Raw genomic sequence first — 21,981 nt, forward strand, 5'->3', positions numbered from 1 at the left:
TTTCTAGCCAGCCGGCCGCCCCGGGGCCACCCGGGCGTGGGGGCCGCGCCGGTGGCGGGGGCCCCCGCGGCCCCCCACCCCCCCCGGGCGGCCCCACGGCTCAGTCAATCGCCGGCCCGGCCCTTGGGCGCGGGTGCCGCCACGGCCACCGCCTGCAGCTTGCGCACCGCAGCTATCGGAATCGCTTCGGCCCGTCGCTGCTGCGGCCACCAGACGAACAGGAATGCGCTGCTGGAGCCCAGCAGGCGCGCGGTGCCAGGCAAGGGCGCCGCGTCGCCGTTCAACTGCAGGCGGATCACTTCCCCACGTCCCTCGTTGCGGATCTGCTGCCCCCGCACCTGCACGTAGTTGGCCGCGCCGATGGCCATGAAAGCGGCCACGGCCAGGGTCATCGCCGTCAGCGGCCGCAGACCTACGCCCTCCCAGCTGGTCAGTACCGAGCGCATGAGCACCGCCCGCCATGCCCAGTTGCGTGCGCGCAGTTGCTCGAGCTTGGCCGCATTGCGCATCCGTAGCGTGTCCGGCCAGCTCACCAGCAGCACCAGCAGCACGCCCGCAGCCAGCAGCAGTGCATAGGCCGGGTCACGGATGCCGGCCACCAGGAAATCGCTGGGCTGCAGGTAATCCAGAATCGACAGCTCGAATCCCCGGTAGAACCAGAAGCTGCACCACAGCCCCAGCAGCGACACCAGCAGATAGGCAGTGGTGAACAGCAGTGCCGGCTCACGGCGCATGCGGGACAGCGCCTGCATCACCGCCGAGTCATCATCACCACGGGTCAGCGGCAGCATCGACCAGTCGGTCGCTGCTTCCGGCTCCGGCGGCGCCGCAGCCACCTCGATGCCCTGCACCCGCGGCACATCGCCATAGGTCCCTTCCGGTTCCCTGTTGTCCATGCCCGCTCCCCTTTTCAGCGAGCATCGCCGAAAAAGGTGGCGCGCGGTAGACCACCGGCCTGCGGCATACTCCACGGTGCCGCAGGGCGCAGAGCGGAGGAAAGGGCCATGAAACGATGGACTGGCATGTGGGGGCTGCTGGCGTGGCTCTGCGCCGCGTCACCGGCCGTTTCCGGCAATGCGCGGGCTCCCGCCGCGCCAGCGGACGATGTGGGTACCGCGCAGGCCGTCGCACAGGCTGAAGCGCGTGGCCGGCAGATGTTCGAGCACGACCTGGCGGCCGAGCGCGCAACTGACGCCCTGCTCGAACAGGGCATGCGCGGCGACACCCGGGTAAGGGGCTGGATAACCGAACAGCGCGGCAGCCACTACGAAGTCAGCATGATCGGCGACGGCGCAGTGGTCCTGTATAGGGCCGCCACCGACGCGCAGGGAAGGATGACCGGCGCAACCGAGACTCTGGATGTTCCAGCGGCGCCAACGACCTACCAGGCCGGCGCTGCCGCCGCACGGGCGCTGGCGCTGAACAGCGCCTTCGACGCCTGCGCGCAGACCTACAACAGCGTGGTTCTTCCGGCGCCCGGTACGGCCGCCGATGCGTGGACGGTCTACCTGCTGCCCGCCACCACCGATCCTGCCGTAGTTCCGCTGGGCGGCACGCATCGTCTCGACATCGCCCACGGTCGGATCGTCTTCCGCCGCGCCTTCACCCACAGCTGCATCCAGCTGAAGCGTGCGCCACCCGGTGCGGCGATGTTCATCACCCATCTGCAGGACCCGACACCGACCGAGATCCATGTGTTCTGGAGCCTGTGGGCCCGCTCGCCGCTGTACGTCTCCACGGGTAAGGACGTGATCTGGAAGATCGAGGACGGCCGCATCCGCCGCATGCAGGACTGACCGGCCACCACGCGCGAACACGTGGCGGCCCGTGCCTTGAGGCGGCTGCCGACGGTCAGGCCGCGCGTGCTGCCACCGTGCGGACTGCACCGCTCTGCTCGATATGGAACACCGCGACCGACGCGGTCAGCGCATTGGCCTGCTCTTCCAGCGCGCGGCTGGCGGCAGTGGCTTCTTCCACCAGTGCGGCATTCTGCTGGGTCACCTGATCCATCTGCACCACCACCTGATTGACCTGTTCGATGCCGGCCGCCTGTTCCTTGCTCGCCGCAGCGATGTCACTCATCAGCTGGTTGGTGCGTGCGCTGGCCTGTGCCAAGCGGGCAATGGCCGCTTCCGACTCGACCGTGACCGCCAGACCGCTCTGCACCTTGCCTGCCGCCTCTTCGATGAGTTCCTTGATCTCCTTGGCGGCGATGCCCGCACGCTGCGCCAGCGTGCGCACTTCACTGGCGACCACGGCAAAGCCGCGGCCCTGCTCACCCGCGCGGGCAGCTTCCACCGCAGCGTTCAAGGCCAGGATGTTGGTCTGGAAGGCGATGCCATCGATGACCGTGGAGATTTCCGAGATGCGCGCCGAGGACTGATCGATCTCTCCCATCACAGATGCCATCTGTGCCATTGCCTGTTCGGTGGCCCGCACCGCCGCGCCGGCAGCGTGTGCCTCGCTGTCGGCCTGGCGGGCCAGCTCGGCATTCTGGCGGACGGTCGAGGTCAGTTCTTCCATCGATGCCGCCGCTTCTTCCAGGTTGGCGGCCTGCTGTTCGGTACGGCGCGACAGGTCGCTGTTGCCGGCGGCGAGCTCCTGCGCGGCAGTGTTGATGCTGTCGGCAGCGTCCTGGATGCCGCGCACGATGCCGGTCAGCTGGGCCGTGGTGGTGTTGGCATCGTCGCGCATGCGGGCGAACACGCCGTCGTAGTGACCGTCCATGCGCGCAGTGAGGTCGCCCCCGGAGATCGCGCGCAGCACATCGGAGACGTCGGCGATGCTGGCCTGCGAACTGGCCATCATGCCGTTGAGCTGCTCGACCATCGCCCTGAACTGATACTGGAACGCACTGGCATCCCCACGCACGCTGAAATCTCCGGCGCGCGCCGCGCGGACCAGGTCGTCAATCTGGGTGTTGACTGCCAGCAGGCTCTGTTTCACTGCGGCCAGGGTGCGGGTCAGCGTACCCTTCTCGCCGGGATAGTCCGGAAGGTCGCGGCTGAGGTCGCCGATGGCATAGCGCTGCATGACCTCGGCCATCAGCAGTTCCACCTGCACGTGTGATTCCACCAGGCTGTTGGTGGCCTGCACCATGCGCCCGAAATCGCCCGGAAACGCGCTGGCGTCCATGCGGTAGCGGATCGCACCCGCCTCGTGCTGCTCGGCCATGTGCATCTGCGCCCCGATGGCGGCCTGCACGCTCTGCCGCACGCTGGCCATCGCCTCGCCCAGCCGGGTCAGCTCGTCACGGCCGCCGAGGCGGAATTCCTGGTCCAGCTGGCCCTTGGACAGGCGCTCGGCCAGGTTCACCGCGCGTGCCAGCGGACCGGTCAGGCTGCGACCGATCATCACCGAGGCGGCAATGCCGACCAGCAGGGCCACGCCTCCCAGCACCAGCAACTGCAGCAGACTGCGTTCACCCAGGCGGATCGCCTCGGCGGCGGCCTCGCGGCTTTCCTTCTCTTCGAAGTCGACTCCCTCGGACAACGCCTTGTTCCAGCCGTTGGCCGCGTCCTGCACCGGCCCCAGGGTCAGTGCCACGGCAGCGGGGTAGTCGCCCTGCTCCATCAGTTCGCTGGTCTGCTTGTTGAGCGGGCGCGCAAGGGCGCGCTTGGCCGCGATGGTTTCAGCGATGGCCTTGCCCTCTGCATCGCCCGGCAGGGCCTGATAGGCGGACCAATCCGCCTCGTAGCGCTTGACCAGGTCGGCAATGCGCTTCTCGTCGCTGCCGCGCTCTTCGCCCTGGCGGATCAGCATTTCGCGGCGCACTACCATCATCTGGTTGTTGGCATCGAGCATCTGCGACAGCAGGCGTACCTTGGCCACACTGACGTCGACCACCTGCTGCATCGCGCGCTTCTGCACGACACTGGCGGTGGCGCCGGTGGCCACCACGGCCGCGACCAGCAGCAGCAACAGGCCAAAGCCCAGCCCAAGACGCCAGGCAACCCTGACATTCCTCAAGTAATCCATGGGTACATCCAAAACGGGGGGATGCGCCCGTATCGGCCGCGCCACCGGCAATCTTGATCGGCAACAAGCACGGGCGTCGGCAGCCGTTCACCTTGGTGAGGCTCCGCCCCGTACTTCTGCGACAAGGGCCTGAGCCACGCCGGGGCTGCCCTGCTCATGCCGGCATCAGGTTGCTTTCACGGAGGCTGCGCAGCCTCTGCGGGCAGGGTGGAGCTGCCATCTGCCGGAGATCTTCATGCCCGTGTACCGCCCCGCCCTGCTCGCCCTGTCCTTGCTGGTGTCGCCCGCCTTCGCGCAGGTACCGCCGCCGGCCCAGCTGCCGGAGCCCATTGCCGAGAAGGCCGGACCCGATACAGCAGCCCGCTCGCCGCTGCACGCCCAAGTGTTGCTGGATCGCGCCAATTTCTCCCCGGGCGAGATAGACGGTGAAGTCGGCAGCAACCAGCATCGGGCCGTGGCCGGCTTCCAGGCGGCACACGGCCTGACGGTGAGCGGAGAGCTGGACGACAGCACCTGGGAGGCTCTCCAGGCCGAGACGATCGCGCCGCTGGCCAACTACACGCTGACGGCCGAGGATGTTGCCGGTCCGTTCCAGTCCATTCCCAAGAAACCCGCCGCACAGGCAAAGCTGAAGTCGCTGGGTTACAGCAGCGTCGAGGAAGCGCTCGGTGAACGCTTCCACGCGTCCCCTGCCCTTCTGAAGTTGCTCAACCCCGGCGTCGATCTGGCCAAGGCCGGCAGCCGTATCCAGGTGCCCAACATCGCCCCCGCGGCATTGCCGAAGGCGGCGAAGATCGTGGTCGACAAGTCCGATTCCACTCTTCAGTTGCTGGATGCGCAGGGCAAGGTGATCGCACAGGTGCCGGTTTCGTCCGGCAGCCAGCACGATCCGCTGCCGATCGGTGAATGGAAGATTCTCGGCGTCCATCGCGACCCGCCGTTCCACTACAACCCCAAGCTGTTCTGGGATGCGCGCAAAGGCGAGAAGAAGGCCACGCTGCCGCCCGGTCCGAACAATCCGGTCGGCCGGGTCTGGATCGATCTGTCCAAACCCCACTATGGCCTGCACGGAACGCCGGTACCCGGGCATGTCGGCAAGACTGAATCGCATGGCTGCGTGCGCATGACCAACTGGGATGCACTGCGCGTGGCCGATGCGGTGGATACCTCTGTCCCCGTGGTGATGCAGGAGTGAACCGATGCGACTTTCGCAGTTCATCGTGCTGGGCGTGCTGGTGGGTGTGGGAATGGGCTTGTGGCTGCGCCGCGATGCGGGTGAGCCAGTAGCGGTTGCCCGGCCTGCAGCACCACCTGCGGTGGCTGCGGGGCCGGAGGTTGCGGCTGCGACGCCGCGTCTGGGCGCTGCGGCTCCCACGGCGGTGCCGCCGTCCAGCGCCACCGATGCGCCAAGCGGCCTGCTGCTGCCGGTGCAGGGCGTACTGCCTTCGCAGCTGCGCGATACCTTCACCGATGCCCGCAGCGAAGGGCGCGTGCATGATGCAATCGACATCATGGCCGACGCAGGAACTCCGGTGCTGGCAGTGGCCGATGGGACGGTGGAAAAGCTGTTCGACAGCAAGCGTGGGGGGCTGACGATCTACCAGTTCGAGCCGAGCGGGCACTGGTGCTACTACTACGCCCACCTGCAACGCTATGCCGATGGCCTGGCCGAAAAGCAGGTGATCAAGCGTGGCGAGGTGATTGGCTACGTAGGCAGCACCGGCAACGCCAGCGCCGAGGCCCCGCACCTGCATTTCGAAGTGCACGTGCTGGGGCCGGAGAAGCAGTGGTGGAAGGGGGAATCGATCAATCCGTACCCGCTGTTGCAGGCGGGAGGGTAGCGCGTGTGCCGCGTGGCAGAGCCAGTCGCAGTGATGCCCGATTTGGGCACGATCCTAGCCGTATTGGGTATCTGACAAGTACCCCGCCGGGCATGGCCCGGCGCTACCGGCGTCGCCACCGCCGCAGCGCGATGCTGGCGGTCGCCAGCCCGCCACCGGCAATCAGTAACAGCAGTGCCAGGGGCTGCCAGAAGAAGAACGGCCACAGACCTCCAGCACGGTCAGCCGCAGCCAGGAACGCCCGCGCGGACGTGCGTCGCCGCGCCCATAGCCGAAGTACGAGGCGGCAATTCCAGCGGACTCAACCGATTCCAGCGCGGGTGATGCCGGAGCCCGGCACGCCCGAACGCGCGCCAGCGCGGAAGTCAGTCTGAAGCGCGTGAACCCACCCGATACCTCGCCAGATGGCGAGGCCAGGCATCGCACATGCGGAAGGGCGTCAGGCCGGCCTGACTTCTCTGCAGACCGGCTCGGCAAGTTCGCGGCAGGCGAAGAACAGCCCTTCCACCCCACCTTCGTCCAGGTGCCTGCGCGGCGTCGCCGTGGTGGCGCAACGGTTGGCCGCATGCAGCATCTCCACCGCGGTGAGGATGCCCACGGCCGCACGGTCGATCCGCGCCAAGGACTGACGTCGTCCGTCGGACAGGTTCTCCTCCGGCCACAACATGCCATCGGAGCCCTCGCCATCACGGATGCGGGTGAGGCAGCCCTGGAACGTGCTGAGATCGTCGGCGGGATTGGCGTCGTCGTTGATGGGCTCAACAACATGGAACGGCGGGGTCTTGCGAGCGGTCATGGTGTCGGCTTCCGTGGCTGTACTTGACAGCGCCACCGCCGACAGATGAAACCGGCCCAAACTGAAGCGCCGCGACCCCACAGGGAGTCGCGGCGCTCTTTTTTCAATTGAACAGCGTTACCACCACGCCGGACATGGCCCGGCGCTACCTCAGGCGAACGGATCCTGCAGGACCATGGTGTGGTCGCGATCGGGGCCGGTCGAGACGATGCTGATCGGGCAGCCCGCCAGCTCCTCCAGCGAACGCAGGTAGGCGCGCGCGGCCGGCGGCAGGTCATCCCATTGGGTGATGCCGTGGGTGTTCTCGCTCCAGCCCGGGAACTCCAGGTACACCGGGGTGCACTCTTCCCAGCCCTGCGCGTCCAGCGGTGCGTACTCGGTACGCTTGCCGCGGTATTCGTAGGCGATGCAGACCTTCAGCTTCTCCATGCCGTCCAGCACGTCCAGCTTGGTGATGCACAAGCCGCTGATGCCGTTGATGGCCACGGCGCGCTTGAGCGCGACGATATCCATCCAGCCGCAGCGACGCGGACGGCCGGTCGAGGCGCCGTACTCGGCACCGCGGTCGCGGATGCCCTGGCCGATCTCATCGTCCAGTTCGGTCGGGAACGGACCGCCGCCGACGCGGGTGGCGTAGGCCTTGGCGATGCCCAGCACGTAGTCGATCGCATCGGCACCCACGCCGGCGCCGGCCAGTGCGCCGCCGACGGTGGTGTTGGAGCTGGTGACGTACGGATAGGTGCCGTGGTCGATGTCCAGCAGCGCGCCCTGCGCGCCTTCGAACAGCACGCGCTTACCCTGCTTGCGCAGGTCGTGCAGGATACCGGCGACGTCGGACTTCATCGGCTCGACGTACTCGCCGAAGGCAAGTGCCTCGTCGTAGGTCTTCTGGAAGTCGATCGCGTCGGTGTTGAGGTACTTGGTCAGCACGAAGTTGTGGTAATCCAGCGCGGTGCGCAGGAGTTCTTCCAGCTGCTTGGGGTAATGCAGGTCGGCGATGCGGATGCCGCGACGTGCCACCTTGTCTTCGTAGGCCGGGCCGATGCCACGCCCGGTGGTGCCGATCGCCTTGCCGCCGGCAGCGCGTTCGCGCGCCTGGTCTAGGGCGATGTGGTACGGCATGATCAGCGGCGCGGCCGGGGAGATCTTCAGGCGCGAACGCACTTCCACGCCGGAGGTTTCCAGCTCGGCGATTTCCTTCTGCAGCGCGGCCGGCGAGATCACCACGCCGTTGCCGATCAGGCACAGTGCGTCGTCGCGCAGGATGCCGGACGGGATCAGGTGCAGGACGGTCTTCTTGCCGTTGATGACCAGCGTGTGGCCGGCATTGTGGCCGCCCTGGAAGCGCACGACCGCGCCGATTTCCTCAGTGAGCAGATCGACGATCTTGCCCTTGCCTTCATCGCCCCACTGGGCACCCAACACTACGACAGACTGACCCATGACGGGCTCCTCGATTTGTTGCGGCCATCGGGGCCGCGGACGGGTAAACCGTGGCGGGGGTGCCCAGCGCGGTCATGGCGGCTCCAAACGGGGAGCGGCCGGCGATGGATGGCCCAGACACGGAAAAAGCCGAACGGGGGAGGCCCGTCCGGCTTTTGTGCATTATCCGGGTTTCCGGGGTCGGGTGCCACCTTTCCGACGGACGGCTTCACCCAGCGGTCAGGGGCCCGAAACGGGGTCAGATCCCTTTCCTGCGGAAAGGAATATGACCCGCTGCTAATGCCGTGCCCACCACAGCAGGCTCAGGCCGGCCAGCAGGATCAGGCCGCCAAAGCTGCGCAGGGCCGGTCCAGGCAGGTCCAGCAGGCGCTCGGCCATGCGCTTCCAGGCCAGCGGGGCCGCGAACAGGAACAGGCCTTCCAGCACCGCGACCAGGCACACGGCCGCGAACAGGTCTTTCATCGGGAACTCCAGAAATGGCACGGGGCCCGGCATCTGGCCGGGCCCCGTGGGTAGTGCGTGCGACCTCAGCGATCGCTCTTGAGGTACTGCAGGAACGGGTCGTTCTTGTCGAGCACGATCACGCCGTTGCCATCGGTCATGGAGCCACGGTAGGCCTCCAGGCTGCGGTAGAAGGCGTAGAACGCCGGATCGGCAGAACCGGCCTTGCCATAGATGCGCGCGGCATCGGCATCACCTTCACCGCGCAGGCGCTGGGCATCACGCTCGGCTTCGGCGATCAGCACGGTGCTGTCGCGGTCGGCCTGGGCGCGGATCGTCAGCGACTGCTCCTCGCCTTCGGCGCGCAGCTTGGCGGCCTCCTGCTTGCGCTGGGCGCGCATGCGCTCATACACGTCGTTGATGACCTGGCTGTCGGTCGGCAGATCGACCTGCTTGATGCGCAGATCGATCATCTGCATGCCCAGCCCCGCCACCGCCTCGTTGATGCCCTTCAGCTGCTCGGCGATCAGCTCGCTGCGGTCGCCGGACACCAACTGCTGCAGGGTGCGCGAGTTGATCTGGTTGCGCAGCGAGTCGGTGATGATCGGTGCCAGGCGGGCATTGGCGATGCGCGGATCGCCGCCGGTGGCACGGAAGTAGTCACCCACGTTGGAGATGTAGCCGATCGCGAAGAAGTCGACGCTGACGTCCTTCTGCTCGGCGGTGAAGTAACGCGCAGGGGCAGTATCAAGCACCTGGAAGCGGCGGTCGAAGACCTTCACCGTTTCCACGATCGGCAGCTTGAAGTGCAGGCCCGGCTTGATGTCCGAGCGCACTACCTTGCCCAGGTTCAGGACCATGGCGGTCTGGTCCTCGCGGACCACGTACACCGAGCCCAGCAGGCCCAGCACCACCGCCACGATCACGGCGATCCAGATTGGACTCTTCATCGGCTGCCCTCCTCACGGCCGCTCGGTCGCCCGGTCGGGCGGCCCGTGGGCCGGCCCGGATCACGGGAAGGTTCCGCCGCCGTGGTACCCGGCAACGAAGGCATCACCACGTCCGGATTCGGCACGCCGGCGGCCGACGTCGCAGGACGGGTATCGCCGGTCATCGGCACGTAGATCAGCTGGCGGCCATCGCCACCGATCACCTTGCGGTTCTCGCTCAGCACCTGCTGCACCGTTTCCAGCCACAGGCGCTTGCGGGTCACGTCCGGCGCATCCTTGTACTGGGCCTGCAGCAGGCTGAAGCGCTGTGCATCACCCTCGGCCTTGGACACCACGGCCTGCTTGTAGCCTTCGGCGGTGGTACGGGCGCGCGAGGCCTGGCCTCGTGCTTCCGGCACGACCTTGGCGGCGTAGGCCTGGGCTTCGTTGATCAGGCGTTCCTTGACCTGCTGCGCACCGTTGACCTCGTCGAAGGCCGGCTTCACTTCCTCCGGCGGACGGGCGTCCTGCAGGGTCAGGCCGGTCACGGTCAGGCCGGTCTTGAACGCGCGCAGCAGCGCCTGCAGGCGCTCCTCGGCAGCCACGGCCAGCGGGCCACGGTTGTTCAGCACGGCGTTGAGATCGGCACGGCCGACTTCCTCGCGCACGGCACTCTGGGCCGACTGTTCCAGCACCTGGTTGGCATCGACCGTGCCGAACAGGTACTGCTGCGGATCATCGATGCGGTACTGGACGTTCAACGACACGTTGACGATGTTCTCATCGCGGGTCAGCACCGGAACCTGGATCGAGAAGGTCTTGATCTCGGTCGCGTTGACCTTGGTGACCGACTCGATCGGCCACGGCAGCTTGAAGTTCGGTCCGGGCTGCAGGATGCGCGAGAACTGGCCGAAGCGCAGCACCACGCCACGCTGCTGCTCGCCGATCAGCTGGAAGCTGGAGAACAGCACCAGCAGCACCAGGGCTGCCACCACCCAGCGGACGATGCCGCCATCGAACAGATCCTTCAACGGCCCGGGCAGCCCGCCCCAGCCACCACCATTGCCACCGCCGCGCGACCCGAACGGCCCGCGTCGATTGTCCTCGGGGCCTTGTCCGCCCTTGTTGCCGCCGGGTGTATTCCAGGCCATGCACGCTCCATCAAGATATGGGCTGCGGCGCGGGCCCTTCCCGCGGCGCCAGCCGTGAACCATCACCGATCATACAAGATGGGGCGGATCGGCAGGATCGAAAGGGGGCGAACGGGGTAAGGTGGCGTTTTCCTCGAAGTCAGGCACGCCGATGGTCCCCACCACCCCGTTCACCGCCTTCCGCATCGAAAGCGACGACGCCGGCTACCGCAGCGGACTGACCCGGCTGGGGGTCGACGACCTCAACCCCGGGCAGGTGCTGGTCCGCGCCCGGTGGTCCTCGGTCAATTACAAGGACGCCCTGGCCGGCACCGGCAAGGGCCGGATCCTGCGCCGCTTCCCGCTGGTGGGCGGCATCGATGTGGCCGGCACGGTCGTGGCCTCCACCGACCCCGCCTGGCGCGAGGGCGACGCCGTGCTGGCCACCGGCTGCGGCCTGAGCGAAACCCGCGACGGCGGCTACAGCCAGTACGTGCGGCTGGAGTCGAGTGCGGTGATCGCGCAGCCGCCCGGGCTCAGCCCGCGCGAGGCGATGGTGCTGGGCACGGCCGGTTTCACTGCCGCGTTGGCGCTGCTGCGCCTGCAGGACAATCGGCAGACCCCGGATCTGGGCCCGCTGGCGGTGACCGGCGCCAGCGGTGGCGTGGGTGCCCTGGCGCTGTCGATCTTCAGCCGCGCCGGCTATACCGTGCACGCCATCAGCGGCAAGCCGGAGCAGGCCCGCTTCCTGCGCGACATCGGCGCCAGCGAGGTTCTGCCACGCGAGGCGTTGGCCGATACCGGCCCGTTGCAGACCGGGCGCTTCGGCGGGGGCCTGGACAATGCCGGCGGCGACATGCTGGCCAGCCTGCTGGCGCAGACCGTGCCCTACGGCAGCGTGGTCAGCGCAGGCCTCGCCGCCAGCCCGAAGCTGGACATGACGGTGATGCCCTTCATCCTGCGTGGCGTATCGCTGTTGGGCGTTTCTTCGGCCAACGCGCCACGCGCCCTGCGCGAAACCGTCTGGGCGCGCTTGGGCGACGACTGGAAGCCGCAGCATCTGCAGCAGATCTGTACGGCGGAAGTCGGCCTGGAGGCGCTGCCGGCGGTGTTCGAGCGCATGCTGGCCGGCGGCTCGCTGGGACGCACGGTGGTACGGATCGACTGAACGTTGCAGGCAGGCGACGGACGGCAGGCGCCGCCCTCCCGCCGGTAATCCGCCCGCACTACACTGCGGGCATTACCTGGGGAACAACATGGCACGCATTCTGATCGTCGACGACTCACCGTCGCAGCTGTTGGGGATACAGCGCATCGTCGAGAAGCTCGGGCACCAGATCCTGACCGCCACCGATGGCGCCGCCGGGGTGGAAGCCGCCCGTGCCGAGCTGCCCGATCTGGTGCTGATGGACGTGGTCATGCCCAACCTCAACGGTTTCCAGGCGACCCGCACCCTCGCCCGCGACGAGGCGACCCGGCACATCCCGGTGATCCTGGTGACCACCAAGGACCAGGACACCGACCGTATGTGGGGCATGCGCCAGGGCGCCAAGGCCTACATCACCAAACCGTTCTCGGAAGATGAGCTGTCCGAGGTGCTGGAGCGGGTGTTCGCCGGGCAGGGCTGAAGCCGCAGCATGCGCGGGTAGGGGGGGGGGGGGGGGGGGGGCGGGCCGGGGCGGGGGGGGGGGGGGGGGGGGGGGGGGCGGGGGGGGGGGGGGGGGGCGGGGGGGCGGGGGGGCCCCCCCCGCCCCGCTACCCCTGGGTTGATTCACCGAGGGTGCTGCACAGGGCGTCAGATTGATTCGCCGAAGGCCTTGGCCAGGTTGCGGTATGCCTTCTTCTGCGCTTCGTCGGTGGCGGCCGGGGCAATGATCTCCAGCTCGACGATCTGATCGCCATCGGGATTGCCCGGCAGGCCGCGGCCGCGCAGGCGAAGCTTGCGACCGGCTTCGGAATCGGCCGGAATCTTCAGCTCCACCGCGCCGCCCAGCGTGGGCACGCTGATGCTGGTGCCCAGCGCCGCCTGCCAGGGCGTGACCTGCAGCGAATACAGGATGTTGCGGCCATCGACCTCGAACTGCGGGTGTGCGGCGTACTCCACCTCCAGCAGCAGGTTGCCACCGTGGTTGCCCTGCCCCGCCAGACGGATCACCTGGCCGGGACGGATGCCCTTGGGCACGCGCACATCCAGCTGCCTGCCGTTGACGGTGATGCGCAGGCTGTCGCCGTTGTAGGCGGCCTCCAGCGGCACCGACAGCTTGGCGCGGGTATCGCGGTTGGGTGCATGCCCCTGGCTGCTGAATCCCGGGCCCGGTCCCTGGCCACCGCGCTGGCGGGCGAACAGGCTCTCGAAGAAGTCGCTGAAGCCGCCATTGGGGCCACCACCGCCGAACACTTCCTCGAAATTGAAGCCACCGCCACCGTAGTTCGGCGGCACATTGAATTCCTCGCCCGGCCGGTAGCCCTGCGCGCGCAGCTGGTCATAGGCCGCGCGCTTTTCCGGATCGCGCAGCGCCTCATAGGCTTCATTGACCGCCTTGAACCTGTCTTCGGCCCCGGCCTCCTTGCTGACGTCCGGGTGGTACTTGCGTGCCAGCCGGCGGTATGCGGTCTTGATCTCCGCATCACCCGCACTCGGTTCCACCCCCAGGGTGGCGTAATAATCCTTGAATTCCATCCAGCTACCTCGATTCGCTTCGGCCGCGCCGGTGGCGCCGCCCCGGGTTCATTCTACGCGCCGGCGATGCTACGCCGCCCCTCGTGCGGCCCCGGTGAGGCCGACTGATCCTGCGCAATGCGCCTGCCATCGGCCTGCGCCACGCTGTGGCTGGAACCCTGGCGCGTGCCCCCTGAAGATGGGGCCTGCACGCGGGGTTTCCAATGTCTTGACGCCCCTGTCCCATCCCGCCCACTAGCCTGCCCCAGCAAGGAGTCCATCATGACCATCCATGTCGGCGACCGCATTCCGGAAGTGACCCTCAAGCGCATCCGCGAGGGCATCGAGACGCTCGATACGCACTCGCTGTTCGACGCCCGCAAAGTGGTGCTGTTCGCCGTGCCCGGCGCCTTCACCCCCACTTGCTCCGCCCGCCACCTGCCCGGCTTCGTCGAGAAGTTCGAGGCGTTCCGCCAGCGCGGCATCGAGGTCTACTGCATGGCGGTCAACGATCCGTTCGTGATGAAGGCCTGGGCCGCTGACCAGCACGTACCCGAGGGCCTGCTGATGCTGTCCGACGGCAATGCCGAACTGACCCGCGCGCTGGGCCTGGAACTGGATGCCAGTGCTTCGGGCATGGGCATCCGCTCGCGCCGGTTTGCCCTGTACGTGGACGACGGCGTCGTCCGCGCGGCCTGGATCGAGCAGCCCGGGCAGTTCGAAGTGTCCTCGGCCGAGTACGTGCTGGAGCACCTGCCCACCTGATCTTCCACCGCAAGAGGAAACGGCCAGCCATGTCCAATACGCCAGCCAACGCCAACACGTCTGCCCACCCGCTTCCCGGCATCAGCGACCGCAAGGTCCTGCGCGAACGCGCGCGGCGCAATCTTGAAGATGGCGCGATCACCGAAAGCTACAGTGCCGACCGCAAGGCCGTGATCAAGCTGCTCAACGACGCCCTCGCCACCGAGTATGTCTGCGTGCTGCGCTACTACCGGCATTACTTCACCGCCAAGGGGATGCTGGCCGATGCGGTCAAGGCCGAGTTCCTTGAGCATGCGCAGCAGGAACAGGCGCATGCTGGCAAGCTGGCCGAACGCATCGTCCAGCTCGGCGGCGAGCCGGACCTCAATCCGGACACGCTGAGCGCGCGTTCGCATGCCGAGTACAAGGAGGGCAGCGACCTGCGTGACATGGTCCGCGAGAATCTGGTCGCCGAACGCATCGCCATCGACAGCTACCGCGAGATGATCGACTTCATCGGTGATCGCGACACGACCACCAAGCGCATCCTCGAGGAGATCCTGGCGCAGGAGGAAGAACACGCCGATGAGTTCGCCGACCTGCTGGACGGGTGGATCGGGGAATAGCGCTGCACGTATCGGATATCGCGTGCCGGCCGGGGCCGGCACCTACCGGAGGACGTTGAAACGCACCTGCGTCCATGCGCCATCGGCGGCCAGTGCGGTCAGCGTATGGGCGCCCGGCTCGGCGAACTCGCGCTGCATCAGCTGAGATCCCCGGGTCTGTGCGATCCAGCGGCCATCCAGCAGCCAGTCCACTGCCTGCTCGCTGCCCAGCGCGCGCAGCTGCAGGCGCACGCCGTGTTCGGCATTGGGCGCGCGCGCCAGCGTGGCCCCGTCATTCAGACCGTCCACGTGCAGCGCCACGCTGGCCTCACGGCCATCGTCGCGGCAGTCCGGTGACAGCGCCGGCAGCTGCGACAGCTCCCGGGTCGCCTTCGGCAGCCACGGCGACAGCAGCGCCGGCCAACGGGCGATTTCGCGCGCCACCTCCTCATGAGGCAGACGACAATCGGCCGAGACGCGCAGACCGGTGCGTGCATCTGCCAGGTAGCGCTGACGGCCCGGTTGCCAACGCCGGGCTTCGCGCTCGGGGAACGTGAGCGGTACGGCGCCGTCGAGCAGGTACGCCGGCATCCGCCGCTGGCACACGGCCGGCGGCAATCCTTCGGCGCGTTCACCGGTCGGCCAGCAGATGTCGCCCTGGCTGACGCTGGCCGGCATCGGTGCCGCCGCCGAATCGCCACGCTGGCGCGGCAGACTGTCGACCACCTCGAACATCAGCGGCAGCGCGGTGACCGCGCCGTACTGGCCCGGCAGGGGCGTGCCGTCGGGCCGCCCCACCCATACGCCCACGGTGTAATGCCGCGTGCTGCCGATGGCCCAGGCATCGCGGTAGCCGTAACTGGTCCCGGTCTTCCAGGCAACGCGGGGGCGCCCTCCCACATCGAAGGTGCCCACGCCATACCCCGGACGCGGGTTCGACTCCAGCATCTCGCGTACGATCCAGCTCGCCCCCGGCGACGCCAGCCGCCGCTCGATCATCGGCTCGTCATCGGTGTAGCGCACGCGGCCGGCGATACCGTTGCGGTTCAGTGCGGCGAATGCCCCGACCAGATCTTCCAGCCTCGCGCCGGTGCCACCGAGTATCAGCGAGAGATTGGGGGGGCTGCCCGCGGGAAAACGCAGCTGGATGCCGGCGTGTGACAGGCGCGCGGCAAAGCGCGCGGCGCCGACCCGCTGCAGCAGGTCCACCGAGGGTACGTTGAGCGACAGACGCAACGCACTGGAGGCGCCGATCGGGCCATTGAACGCCATGTCGAAGTTGCCCGGACGGTAGCTGCCGAAGCTCTGCGGCGCGTCCACCAGCAGGCTCTCCGAGTGGATCAGGCCGTCATCCAGCGCCATCGCGTACAGGAACGGCTTGAGGGTCGAACCCGGCGAGCGCCAGGCCTGCACCATGTCGACGTGGCCCAGGCGCTGGCGGTCGCCGAAGGACAGCGTTCCCACGTAGGCGCGCGCCTGCAGGGTCTGGTTGTCGACCACCAGCAATGCCGCCGACGTCCGCTCCGGCAGGCTCGAGAAATAGCTGGCCACGCGCTCTTCCAGTGTGCGCTGCAGGCCGATGTCGATGCTGCTCCGGATGCGCGCCTGGCCGGGGTGTGCCGCATGCAGCCGCTGCGCCAGCAATGCCGCATGCAGCGGCGGTCGCAGCGACCGCGCCACCACGTTCTCGATGCGTGCATCCTCCACCTCATCCGGTGTCCACGCCCCCCGTTCGGCCATGCGTGCCAGCACCTTGTCACGTGCCTTCTGCGCCGCTTCCGGATGGCGGTCCGGGCGCAGGCGGCTGGGTGCCTGTGGCAGCACCGCCAGCAACGCGGCCTCGGCATGTGACAGCTGCGCGGCCGGCTTGCCCAGGTAGGCCCAGCTGGCAGCCTCCACGCCCTCGATGGTGCCGCCGTAGGGCGCACGCTCCAGATACAGGGCCAGGATCTCCCGCTTGGAAAGATGCACTTCCAGCTGCAGGGCCCGCAGCACCTGCTTGAGCTTGCCCCACGGGGTACGCGAATGCGGGTCGAGGATGCGTGCCACCTGCATGGTCAGGGTCGAGCCACCGGAAACGATGCGGCCGCCGCGCAGCAGCTGGCCGCCGGCACGCAGGATCGCCAGCGGGTTGATGCCCGGATGGCGCCAGAACCAGCGGTCCTCGTAGGTCAACAACGCCTGCAGGTACAACGGCGAGACGCTGTCGATCGAGGCCGGATAGCGCCACACGCCCTCGGCATCGGCGAACGCACGCAGTGGCGTGCCGTCGGCAGCCACCACCAGGGTGCTGGTGTCGCGCTGTTTCGGCAGTGGCGGCGGGAAAACGACGTCCAGTACCAGCAGCAGCGTCAGCAGACCCGCCGTTCCCCAGCGCAGCCACGGCCACAGCGGCCGCAGCCGGCGGCGCAGGTCCGCCCGCCGGGTCGTCATCGCGTTCTTCATTGCAGGTTGCCAGCAGGACGGGCCGCGCCGTCGCGGCCCGTCCGCGCGGTCACGGCTGCACCACCGTGATCGTGGTCGGGTTGCTGCGGCCGACGCCACGCAGCTGCGGCCGGTACATGTCTTCCACCAGCGGCGGCGGCACCGAGTAGGTGCCCGGGGTCACCGCACGCACCAGGTAGAACACATTGGCCTTTCCGCCGCGCGAGAGCTTGAGCGCTGCCACGTAGCGGTCGTCGCGGAACTCCTCATGCTTGGTATCGGCCGCGTCACCGCGGTCGCTGATGGTGATGCCATCGACGACCACGTCCGCCCACTGCTTCGCATCGCCCAGGTTGAAGTTCTCGATCTCCAGGCCGGCCGGCAGCAGGTCGGTCAGCAGCGCATCCGGCATGGTGGTGTCGGCACTGACGGTGACCCGCACGATCAACGCTTCGCCTTCCTTCAGCGGGCGCGGCGACCACGGCTTGCCGTCGGTACCGAAGTAGCTGCGCTCGACACCGATCACACCGTTGTCCGGCGCGGGCGCACTGCGCGGGATGCCGGCCACATCGATGCTGGCGAACATCGGCGGCTGGCCCTGCGGAGTGAAGCGCACTCCGCTGGCCAGTTCGCTGGCGCTGAAGGTGCGCCCGAACAGCTTGCGCTCGCCGATCGATTCACTGTTGCCACCGATGACCAGCTCGCCGGCCACCAGCGCCTTCTGGTTGGCCGCCAGCGCCTTGCCGAGACGGGCGATGGCGACCTGCTCCTGCGTGCTCAGCCACATCCAGCCGGCGTTGCGGCGCGCATCCAGGCCGCGGCCGAGATCGACCGCACGCGCATCCCATGCCGGCTTCGCCAGCTTGTTCTCGTGGGTCAGCGCGATCATCAGCGCATCATCACGGATCGCGCTGCCGTAGTCGCCGAAGTACGACGGGCGCTCGCTGCTGGACTTGGCGAAGGCAGCTTCCAACGCGGCCTGGCCACGCTTGGCGTCGCCCTGCAGCGACAGCGCCACGCCCAGGTGGACCAGCGACAGGCCGCCGACCGCCTTGCTGCGCTCGTTGTCGTACAGCGTGCGCAGCGTACCCAGCGGCGCACGGTTGACCCGGGCCAGCACGTAGCCGGAATACGCCTGGTTGGCGAACTTCAGCTTCTCGCGCTCATCCTGCCCGTAGAACGGGTTGCCGCCGGACAGCAGATCCTCGCTGAGACGGTTCAGTGCCTTCTGCAGCACGTTGTCCGGTACGGCGAAGCCGGCATCCCGGGCATCGAGCAGGAACTCGGCGATGTACGGGGTCAGCCACGGGTTCACATAACCATCGTCGCCCCACATCGAGAAGTTGCCGTTGGCCACCTGCATCGACGCCAGGCGGCCGAACGCGCCCTCCATGCGTTCGCGGCGGGTCTTGGCATCCAGGCCGTCTGCGCCGAGCATCGACGACGTGGCCTGATCCAGGATCAGCGCAGCGTAGCCCTTGCTGGTGGTCTGCTCGGCGCAGCCATACGGGTAATTCAGCGCGCCCTGCAGAGCACTGGCAAACGGAATCGGGGGCAGCGGGCTGACCAGCAGGCGCGCATTGACCGACTCGGACATCAGGCCATCGGCCAGACCGCTGTCGAGGCTGACCGCCGCCAGCGGGTCGAGCGTGCGTACCTGCGAGCGCAGCACCTGCGGCCATGCCGCACGCACCGGCAGGTCGTAGCGGCGGTCGGCCTTGAAGCCATTGCCTTCCACACGCACCCGCACCTTGGCCACGCTGTGGCCTTCGCGTGCCGACAGCGGGAAGCTCAGCGTGGTCTTCGCATCGGCGTTGAGCTGCAAGCTGCGGCTGCCCTCGCCCAGGGCCAGCGGTCCCTCGCTGTCCACGCGCACGTTGAACTGGCCGGGCTTGCCGGTGAAGTTCTGCACGTCCAGCGTCACGGTGCTGCGGTCGCCCGGGGCGAGCACGCGCGGCATGCTGGCCTCGGCCAGGATCGGTGCGCGCACCACCGTTTCCACGTCGCGCTTGCCGTACTGGTCATCGCTGTACACCAGCGCCGACACGCGCAGCGTGCCGTTGAAGTCCGGCACCTTGAGGCGGATGCGGGCATTGCCCTTGGCATCAAGCTGTACCGGGCCGGAGAACAGATCCACGGTCTGCACGCGCGCGGTCGGCCGCTTGGCCTGAGGCAGGGACTGCAGCGCCATGTCACCGCCGAACTTCAGCTTGCCGGCGCCGCCGTCGAAGCTCTCGATCACCCGGCTGTAGATGTCATAGGCATCGATGCCGAGGCGGCGCTGGGCGAAGAAGTGCGCGCCGGCATCGGGCACGGGGAAACGGGTGATGTTGAGGATGCCCACATCCACCGCCGACACGGTGACGTGCGCAGCCTTGCCGGCCAGCTGCGGTGCGCTGACCGTCACCGGCAGATCCTGTTCCGGGCGCATCTGCTTCGGCGCCACCAGGCCGACGGCCACGGTGCGGCCCCTGCGGTCCATCGGTACGTGCACCACGCCGACAGCGCGCGCCGGGGTGATCTTGCTCGGCGCACTGCCGCCCCGGAACACCAGCGCGGTGATGTAGACATCGTGGCGCTCCCAGTCAGCGGTGACCGGGATGTTGAAGGTGGCACCGGGTTTGGCGTCGATGTCCTGCACGTACAGCATGCGATCGGTCTCGACCATCAGGATGCCCTTGCCGGCATGCGGCGGCGTCACCGTCACCTGCAGCGTATCGCCCGCCTTGTAGCCGGTCTTGTCCAGGCCCAGCTTGACCTTGTCCGGGCGCGCATCGAGACCGCGATTGTCATCGCCCCAGCTCCAGCCGGCACGGAACGGATAGCGGCTGGTCAGGCCGGTGCCCGGATCGAACACGTCCACCCGGTACTCGCCCCACTCGACCGGGACATCGAACGCCACCGCGCTGCTGCCGGCATCGACGGTGCGGGTTTCCTTGTTCTCGAACCGACGGGTGAAATCGTAGTCCCAACGGTTGTCGTTGAAGGTCCAGTGATAGTCACGCAGCTCGCGCACCAGGGTGATCTTCAGGCCCTTGGCCGGCTGCGGCCGGCCGGCCGCGTCCACGCGCACCAGTTCGAAGCGTGCGTTGCTGTTGGAGTCGGCACCATCGTCGGGGTTGAACAGCGGACGCACGCCGACCAGTGCATTGGCCGGCCACATCACCCGCTTCAGGGTGCGGGTCACGGTCCGCCCACCGGTCTCGTACAGGCTGCCGGACAGCACCACCGCGATCGGCGCCTTGGCCTTGGCTGCTTCTTCCGGCAGCGTCACGTCCTCGCGCAGCTGGCCGTTGGCCGGCAGCGTCGTGTCGATCACGTCCTTGGCCTCGCGCGGCAGCTGCAGGGTCGGGTCGCCGAAGAAGTAGCCCGGCAATCCCTCGACCGGCTGCTGTTCGGCTGCCACGGCCAGGCGCGCGGTGAAGCGGTTGCCGTCAGCCGGCGCGCCGTACAGATACGCGCCATCGGCCTGCAGACGAAGATCTTCGCCCGGCTTGAGCGTCTTCTGCGGGCTGTCCAGGTCCAGCTTCATCCGTTCGGGCAGGAACTCTTCGATGCGCAGGGTCATGCCCTGGATCGCTTCCTTGCTGGCCGGATCGGTACGGAACTCCACCTGCCAGCGTCCTGTCGGCGCCTCGGCCGGGATGACCTGCTCGAAGGCGATGTAGCCCTGCTCGCCCGGCTGCAGGCGGGTCTCGCGGAAGGTCTTGCCGTCGGGCTGCTTCAGGCGCAGGAACACCGGCTGCGACTTGACCGGCTTGCCATCATTGTCGCGCAGCAGCGCGGACAGGCGCACGGTCTCGCCCGGCCGATAGAGGTCGCGGCCGGACCATGCGTAGACATCGAACCAGGCATTGTCGCGGCCGGCAACGGCAAACTCGCTCAGGTCCAGGGCCGGCTGGTTGAAGGGCAGGAAGCTGGTGTCGCGACCACTGCTGGCCACCAGCACGTGGGTGGCGTCGAGCGTGTAGTTCAGCAGCGCATTGCCGTTGCCATCGGTACTGCCCTTGAGCACCACCTCGCCTTTGCCGTCGAGCACGCGCAGCTCGACGTTCTTCAGCGGTGCTCCGTCCTTCAGTCCGGCGGTGTGGACGAACAGCTTGTCCTTGTAGGCGCGCGTGTGCAGGCCGATGTCGCTGACCGAGAAGAACGCGGTGTCGAACTCGCCCTCGTAATCGCCCGTGCGCTTGAGCAGTGCGAAGTACAGGCCCGGCTCCTGCAGCTCCTTGATGTCCTGGGTTGGCAGGTAGGTCAGCACCCGCTCGTTCTGCTTGCCGCCGAGGATGAAGCGGTTGACGTAGACCGGCTCGGCCAACGCATTGATCGGGCTGCGCTCGTAGTCGCTGCTCAGTTCCCAGCTGCCACGACGGCCGCCGCGCTGGTACTGGCTGAAGAAGGTCGGCAGATCCTTCTCGCGCACGCGCAGGAATTCGACGTCGACCTCGGGAACATTCACGGAGACAACCGGCAGGCCGCGGCTGTCCTTGGCCGGCAGCACGCTGCCCTGCGAGGCGAAGCCGGCCACCGGCTTCAATTCGCCACTGAACACCTTCTGCTTCAGCTCCTTGCCCAGCCGGCTGCCATCGGCGGCCAGCAGGTCCGGCGATACCACCAGGCTGAACTCCTTGCCGGCTTCGACGAACGGATAGCGCAGGGTCAGTCCGTCATCGGACAGGGTCCAGCTGCTGTCGTCGGTGCCGACCTTCTCCTCGAAGCGCACCAGCGTGTCGAAATCCTGCGTGCCGACCAGCGGGCGCGAGAACTCCAGCGCCAGCGACAGGCCGTCATTCTTCTGGTCCGGGTAGGCGCGCAGCAGGGTGAAATCCTTCACCTGCTCGGCCTGGGTGGTAATGGCCTCGCCACTGGCCTTGGGCAGCTGCCCGCTGTCGTTGCGGCAACCGGCCAGACCCAGCAACAGGCCTCCTGCCAGTACCGCCGCCGCCCATCCCCACCGCTTGCGCCGTGCCGGACCGCTCATGTCGTCACTCCTT

Annotated in this window: 17 protein-coding genes and 1 pseudogene; 7 read left to right on the plus strand and 11 right to left on the minus strand. The window is 67.9% G+C overall.

Annotated elements, in window-relative coordinates; translation table 11 throughout:
* Positions 1–104: 104 nt before the first annotated feature.
* Positions 105–896 (minus strand): hypothetical protein, encoded by a 792-nt coding sequence (locus tag ACVOME_RS12615; RefSeq protein WP_065182649.1) that lies wholly within the window; start codon positions 894–896, stop codon positions 105–107.
* A 108-nt stretch (positions 897–1,004) separates the two neighbouring features.
* Between ACVOME_RS12615 and ACVOME_RS12620 the strand changes: the two genes are divergently transcribed.
* Positions 1,005–1,796: a hypothetical protein gene (locus tag ACVOME_RS12620; RefSeq protein WP_481505151.1), complete on the plus strand. Its 792-nt coding sequence runs from the start codon at positions 1,005–1,007 to the stop codon at positions 1,794–1,796.
* Positions 1,797–1,851: 55 nt separating this feature from the next.
* On the opposite strand, the gene ACVOME_RS12625 is transcribed toward ACVOME_RS12620, so the two are convergent.
* On the minus strand, positions 1,852–3,978 hold the full coding sequence (locus tag ACVOME_RS12625) for a methyl-accepting chemotaxis protein (RefSeq protein ID WP_277380988.1): 2,127 nt from the start codon (positions 3,976–3,978) through the stop codon (positions 1,852–1,854).
* A 235-nt stretch (positions 3,979–4,213) separates the two neighbouring features.
* Here ACVOME_RS12625 and ACVOME_RS12630 point away from each other — a divergent pair, with 235 nt between their 5' ends.
* Together ACVOME_RS12630 and ACVOME_RS12635 are read left to right on the plus strand one after the other, a co-directional pair.
* Positions 4,214–5,173, plus strand: a complete 960-nt coding sequence (locus ACVOME_RS12630; RefSeq protein WP_414488319.1) for a L,D-transpeptidase family protein — start codon at positions 4,214–4,216, stop codon at positions 5,171–5,173.
* 4 nt (positions 5,174–5,177) lie between these two features.
* Positions 5,178–5,819 carry a M23 family metallopeptidase gene (locus ACVOME_RS12635; RefSeq protein ID WP_481505152.1) on the plus strand — a complete coding sequence of 214 codons (642 nt, stop codon included), beginning with the start codon at positions 5,178–5,180 and terminating at the stop codon, positions 5,817–5,819.
* 103 nt (positions 5,820–5,922) lie between these two features.
* Here ACVOME_RS12635 and ACVOME_RS12640 read toward each other — a convergent pair.
* The 6 genes and pseudogenes from ACVOME_RS12640 to hflK all read right to left on the minus strand — a co-directional run.
* Positions 5,923–6,186 (minus strand): annotated as a pseudogene (locus tag ACVOME_RS12640) (hypothetical protein); the annotation flags it as partial.
* 72 nt (positions 6,187–6,258) lie between these two features.
* Complete coding sequence (locus tag ACVOME_RS12645; protein ID WP_053518618.1) at positions 6,259–6,615, minus strand: hypothetical protein; 357 nt, start codon at positions 6,613–6,615, stop codon at positions 6,259–6,261.
* Positions 6,616–6,765: 150 nt separating this feature from the next.
* A complete protein-coding gene (locus ACVOME_RS12650; RefSeq protein WP_053518619.1) occupies positions 6,766–8,058 on the minus strand; it encodes an adenylosuccinate synthase in 1,293 nt (430 codons plus the stop codon).
* 276 nt (positions 8,059–8,334) lie between these two features.
* Positions 8,335–8,520, minus strand: coding sequence for a DUF2065 domain-containing protein (locus ACVOME_RS12655; RefSeq protein WP_053518621.1), 186 nt, complete (start codon positions 8,518–8,520; stop codon positions 8,335–8,337).
* A 65-nt stretch (positions 8,521–8,585) separates the two neighbouring features.
* Positions 8,586–9,449, minus strand: a complete 864-nt coding sequence (hflC, locus tag ACVOME_RS12660) for a protease modulator HflC (RefSeq protein WP_053518623.1) — start codon at positions 9,447–9,449, stop codon at positions 8,586–8,588.
* Positions 9,446–10,579 carry an FtsH protease activity modulator HflK gene (gene hflK, locus ACVOME_RS12665; RefSeq protein ID WP_164151596.1) on the minus strand — a complete coding sequence of 378 codons (1,134 nt, stop codon included), beginning with the start codon at positions 10,577–10,579 and terminating at the stop codon, positions 9,446–9,448. Before hflK ends, hflC begins: the two co-directional genes overlap by 4 nt.
* A 151-nt stretch (positions 10,580–10,730) precedes the next feature.
* On the opposite strand from hflK, the gene ACVOME_RS12670 reads away from it, so the two are divergent.
* Both ACVOME_RS12670 and pilH read left to right on the plus strand, forming a co-directional pair.
* Positions 10,731–11,726, plus strand: a complete 996-nt coding sequence (locus ACVOME_RS12670; protein ID WP_481505153.1) for a YhdH/YhfP family quinone oxidoreductase — start codon at positions 10,731–10,733, stop codon at positions 11,724–11,726.
* A gap of 88 nt (positions 11,727–11,814) precedes the next feature.
* Positions 11,815–12,186 (plus strand): twitching motility response regulator PilH, encoded by a 372-nt coding sequence (pilH, locus tag ACVOME_RS12675; RefSeq protein WP_053518630.1) that lies wholly within the window; start codon positions 11,815–11,817, stop codon positions 12,184–12,186.
* A 167-nt stretch (positions 12,187–12,353) separates the two neighbouring features.
* On the opposite strand, the gene ACVOME_RS12680 is transcribed toward pilH, so the two are convergent.
* Entirely contained in the window at positions 12,354–13,238 is an 885-nt protein-coding gene (locus ACVOME_RS12680) for a DnaJ C-terminal domain-containing protein (protein WP_053518631.1), read from the minus strand.
* Positions 13,239–13,499: 261 nt separating this feature from the next.
* On the opposite strand from ACVOME_RS12680, the gene ACVOME_RS12685 reads away from it, so the two are divergent.
* Together ACVOME_RS12685 and ACVOME_RS12690 are read left to right on the plus strand one after the other, a co-directional pair.
* The gene (locus ACVOME_RS12685) at positions 13,500–13,982 is read left to right on the plus strand and encodes a peroxiredoxin (protein WP_065182640.1); all 483 of its coding nucleotides are present in this window, start codon (positions 13,500–13,502) and stop codon (positions 13,980–13,982) included.
* 29 nt (positions 13,983–14,011) lie between these two features.
* Entirely contained in the window at positions 14,012–14,587 is a 576-nt protein-coding gene (locus ACVOME_RS12690; RefSeq protein ID WP_065182639.1) for a ferritin-like domain-containing protein, read from the plus strand.
* A gap of 42 nt (positions 14,588–14,629) precedes the next feature.
* Here the strand turns inward: ACVOME_RS12690 and pbpC are convergent, their stop codons facing one another.
* Both pbpC and ACVOME_RS12700 read right to left on the minus strand, forming a co-directional pair.
* Positions 14,630–17,011 (minus strand): penicillin-binding protein 1C, encoded by a 2,382-nt coding sequence (gene pbpC, locus ACVOME_RS12695; RefSeq protein ID WP_481505154.1) that lies wholly within the window; start codon positions 17,009–17,011, stop codon positions 14,630–14,632.
* 49 nt (positions 17,012–17,060) lie between these two features.
* Positions 17,061–21,968, minus strand: coding sequence for an alpha-2-macroglobulin family protein (locus ACVOME_RS12700; protein WP_481505155.1), 4,908 nt, complete (start codon positions 21,966–21,968; stop codon positions 17,061–17,063).
* Positions 21,969–21,981: the final 13 nt, after the last annotated feature.

This window comes from Stenotrophomonas sp. STEN008 (assembly GCF_056760435.1).

Excerpts from the sequence above, each read along its gene's own strand:
- ACVOME_RS12615 (WP_065182649.1), bottom strand. The coding sequence starts at position 896 with ATGGACAACAGGGAACCGGAAGGGACCTATGGCGATGTGCCGCGGGTG.
- ACVOME_RS12620 (WP_481505151.1), top strand. The coding sequence starts at position 1,005 with ATGAAACGATGGACTGGCATGTGGGGGCTGCTGGCGTGGCTCTGCGCC.
- ACVOME_RS12625 (WP_277380988.1), bottom strand. The coding sequence starts at position 3,978 with ATGGATTACTTGAGGAATGTCAGGGTTGCCTGGCGTCTTGGGCTGGGC.
- ACVOME_RS12630 (WP_414488319.1), top strand. The coding sequence starts at position 4,214 with ATGCCCGTGTACCGCCCCGCCCTGCTCGCCCTGTCCTTGCTGGTGTCG.
- ACVOME_RS12635 (WP_481505152.1), top strand. The coding sequence starts at position 5,178 with ATGCGACTTTCGCAGTTCATCGTGCTGGGCGTGCTGGTGGGTGTGGGA.
- ACVOME_RS12645 (WP_053518618.1), bottom strand. The coding sequence starts at position 6,615 with ATGACCGCTCGCAAGACCCCGCCGTTCCATGTTGTTGAGCCCATCAAC.
- ACVOME_RS12650 (WP_053518619.1), bottom strand. The coding sequence starts at position 8,058 with ATGGGTCAGTCTGTCGTAGTGTTGGGTGCCCAGTGGGGCGATGAAGGC.
- ACVOME_RS12655 (WP_053518621.1), bottom strand. The coding sequence starts at position 8,520 with ATGAAAGACCTGTTCGCGGCCGTGTGCCTGGTCGCGGTGCTGGAAGGC.
- hflC (WP_053518623.1), bottom strand. The coding sequence starts at position 9,449 with ATGAAGAGTCCAATCTGGATCGCCGTGATCGTGGCGGTGGTGCTGGGC.
- hflK (WP_164151596.1), bottom strand. The coding sequence starts at position 10,579 with ATGGCCTGGAATACACCCGGCGGCAACAAGGGCGGACAAGGCCCCGAG.
- ACVOME_RS12670 (WP_481505153.1), top strand. The coding sequence starts at position 10,731 with ATGGTCCCCACCACCCCGTTCACCGCCTTCCGCATCGAAAGCGACGAC.
- pilH (WP_053518630.1), top strand. The coding sequence starts at position 11,815 with ATGGCACGCATTCTGATCGTCGACGACTCACCGTCGCAGCTGTTGGGG.
- ACVOME_RS12680 (WP_053518631.1), bottom strand. The coding sequence starts at position 13,238 with ATGGAATTCAAGGATTATTACGCCACCCTGGGGGTGGAACCGAGTGCG.
- ACVOME_RS12685 (WP_065182640.1), top strand. The coding sequence starts at position 13,500 with ATGACCATCCATGTCGGCGACCGCATTCCGGAAGTGACCCTCAAGCGC.
- ACVOME_RS12690 (WP_065182639.1), top strand. The coding sequence starts at position 14,012 with ATGTCCAATACGCCAGCCAACGCCAACACGTCTGCCCACCCGCTTCCC.
- pbpC (WP_481505154.1), bottom strand. The coding sequence starts at position 17,011 with ATGAAGAACGCGATGACGACCCGGCGGGCGGACCTGCGCCGCCGGCTG.
- ACVOME_RS12700 (WP_481505155.1), bottom strand. The coding sequence starts at position 21,968 with ATGAGCGGTCCGGCACGGCGCAAGCGGTGGGGATGGGCGGCGGCGGTA.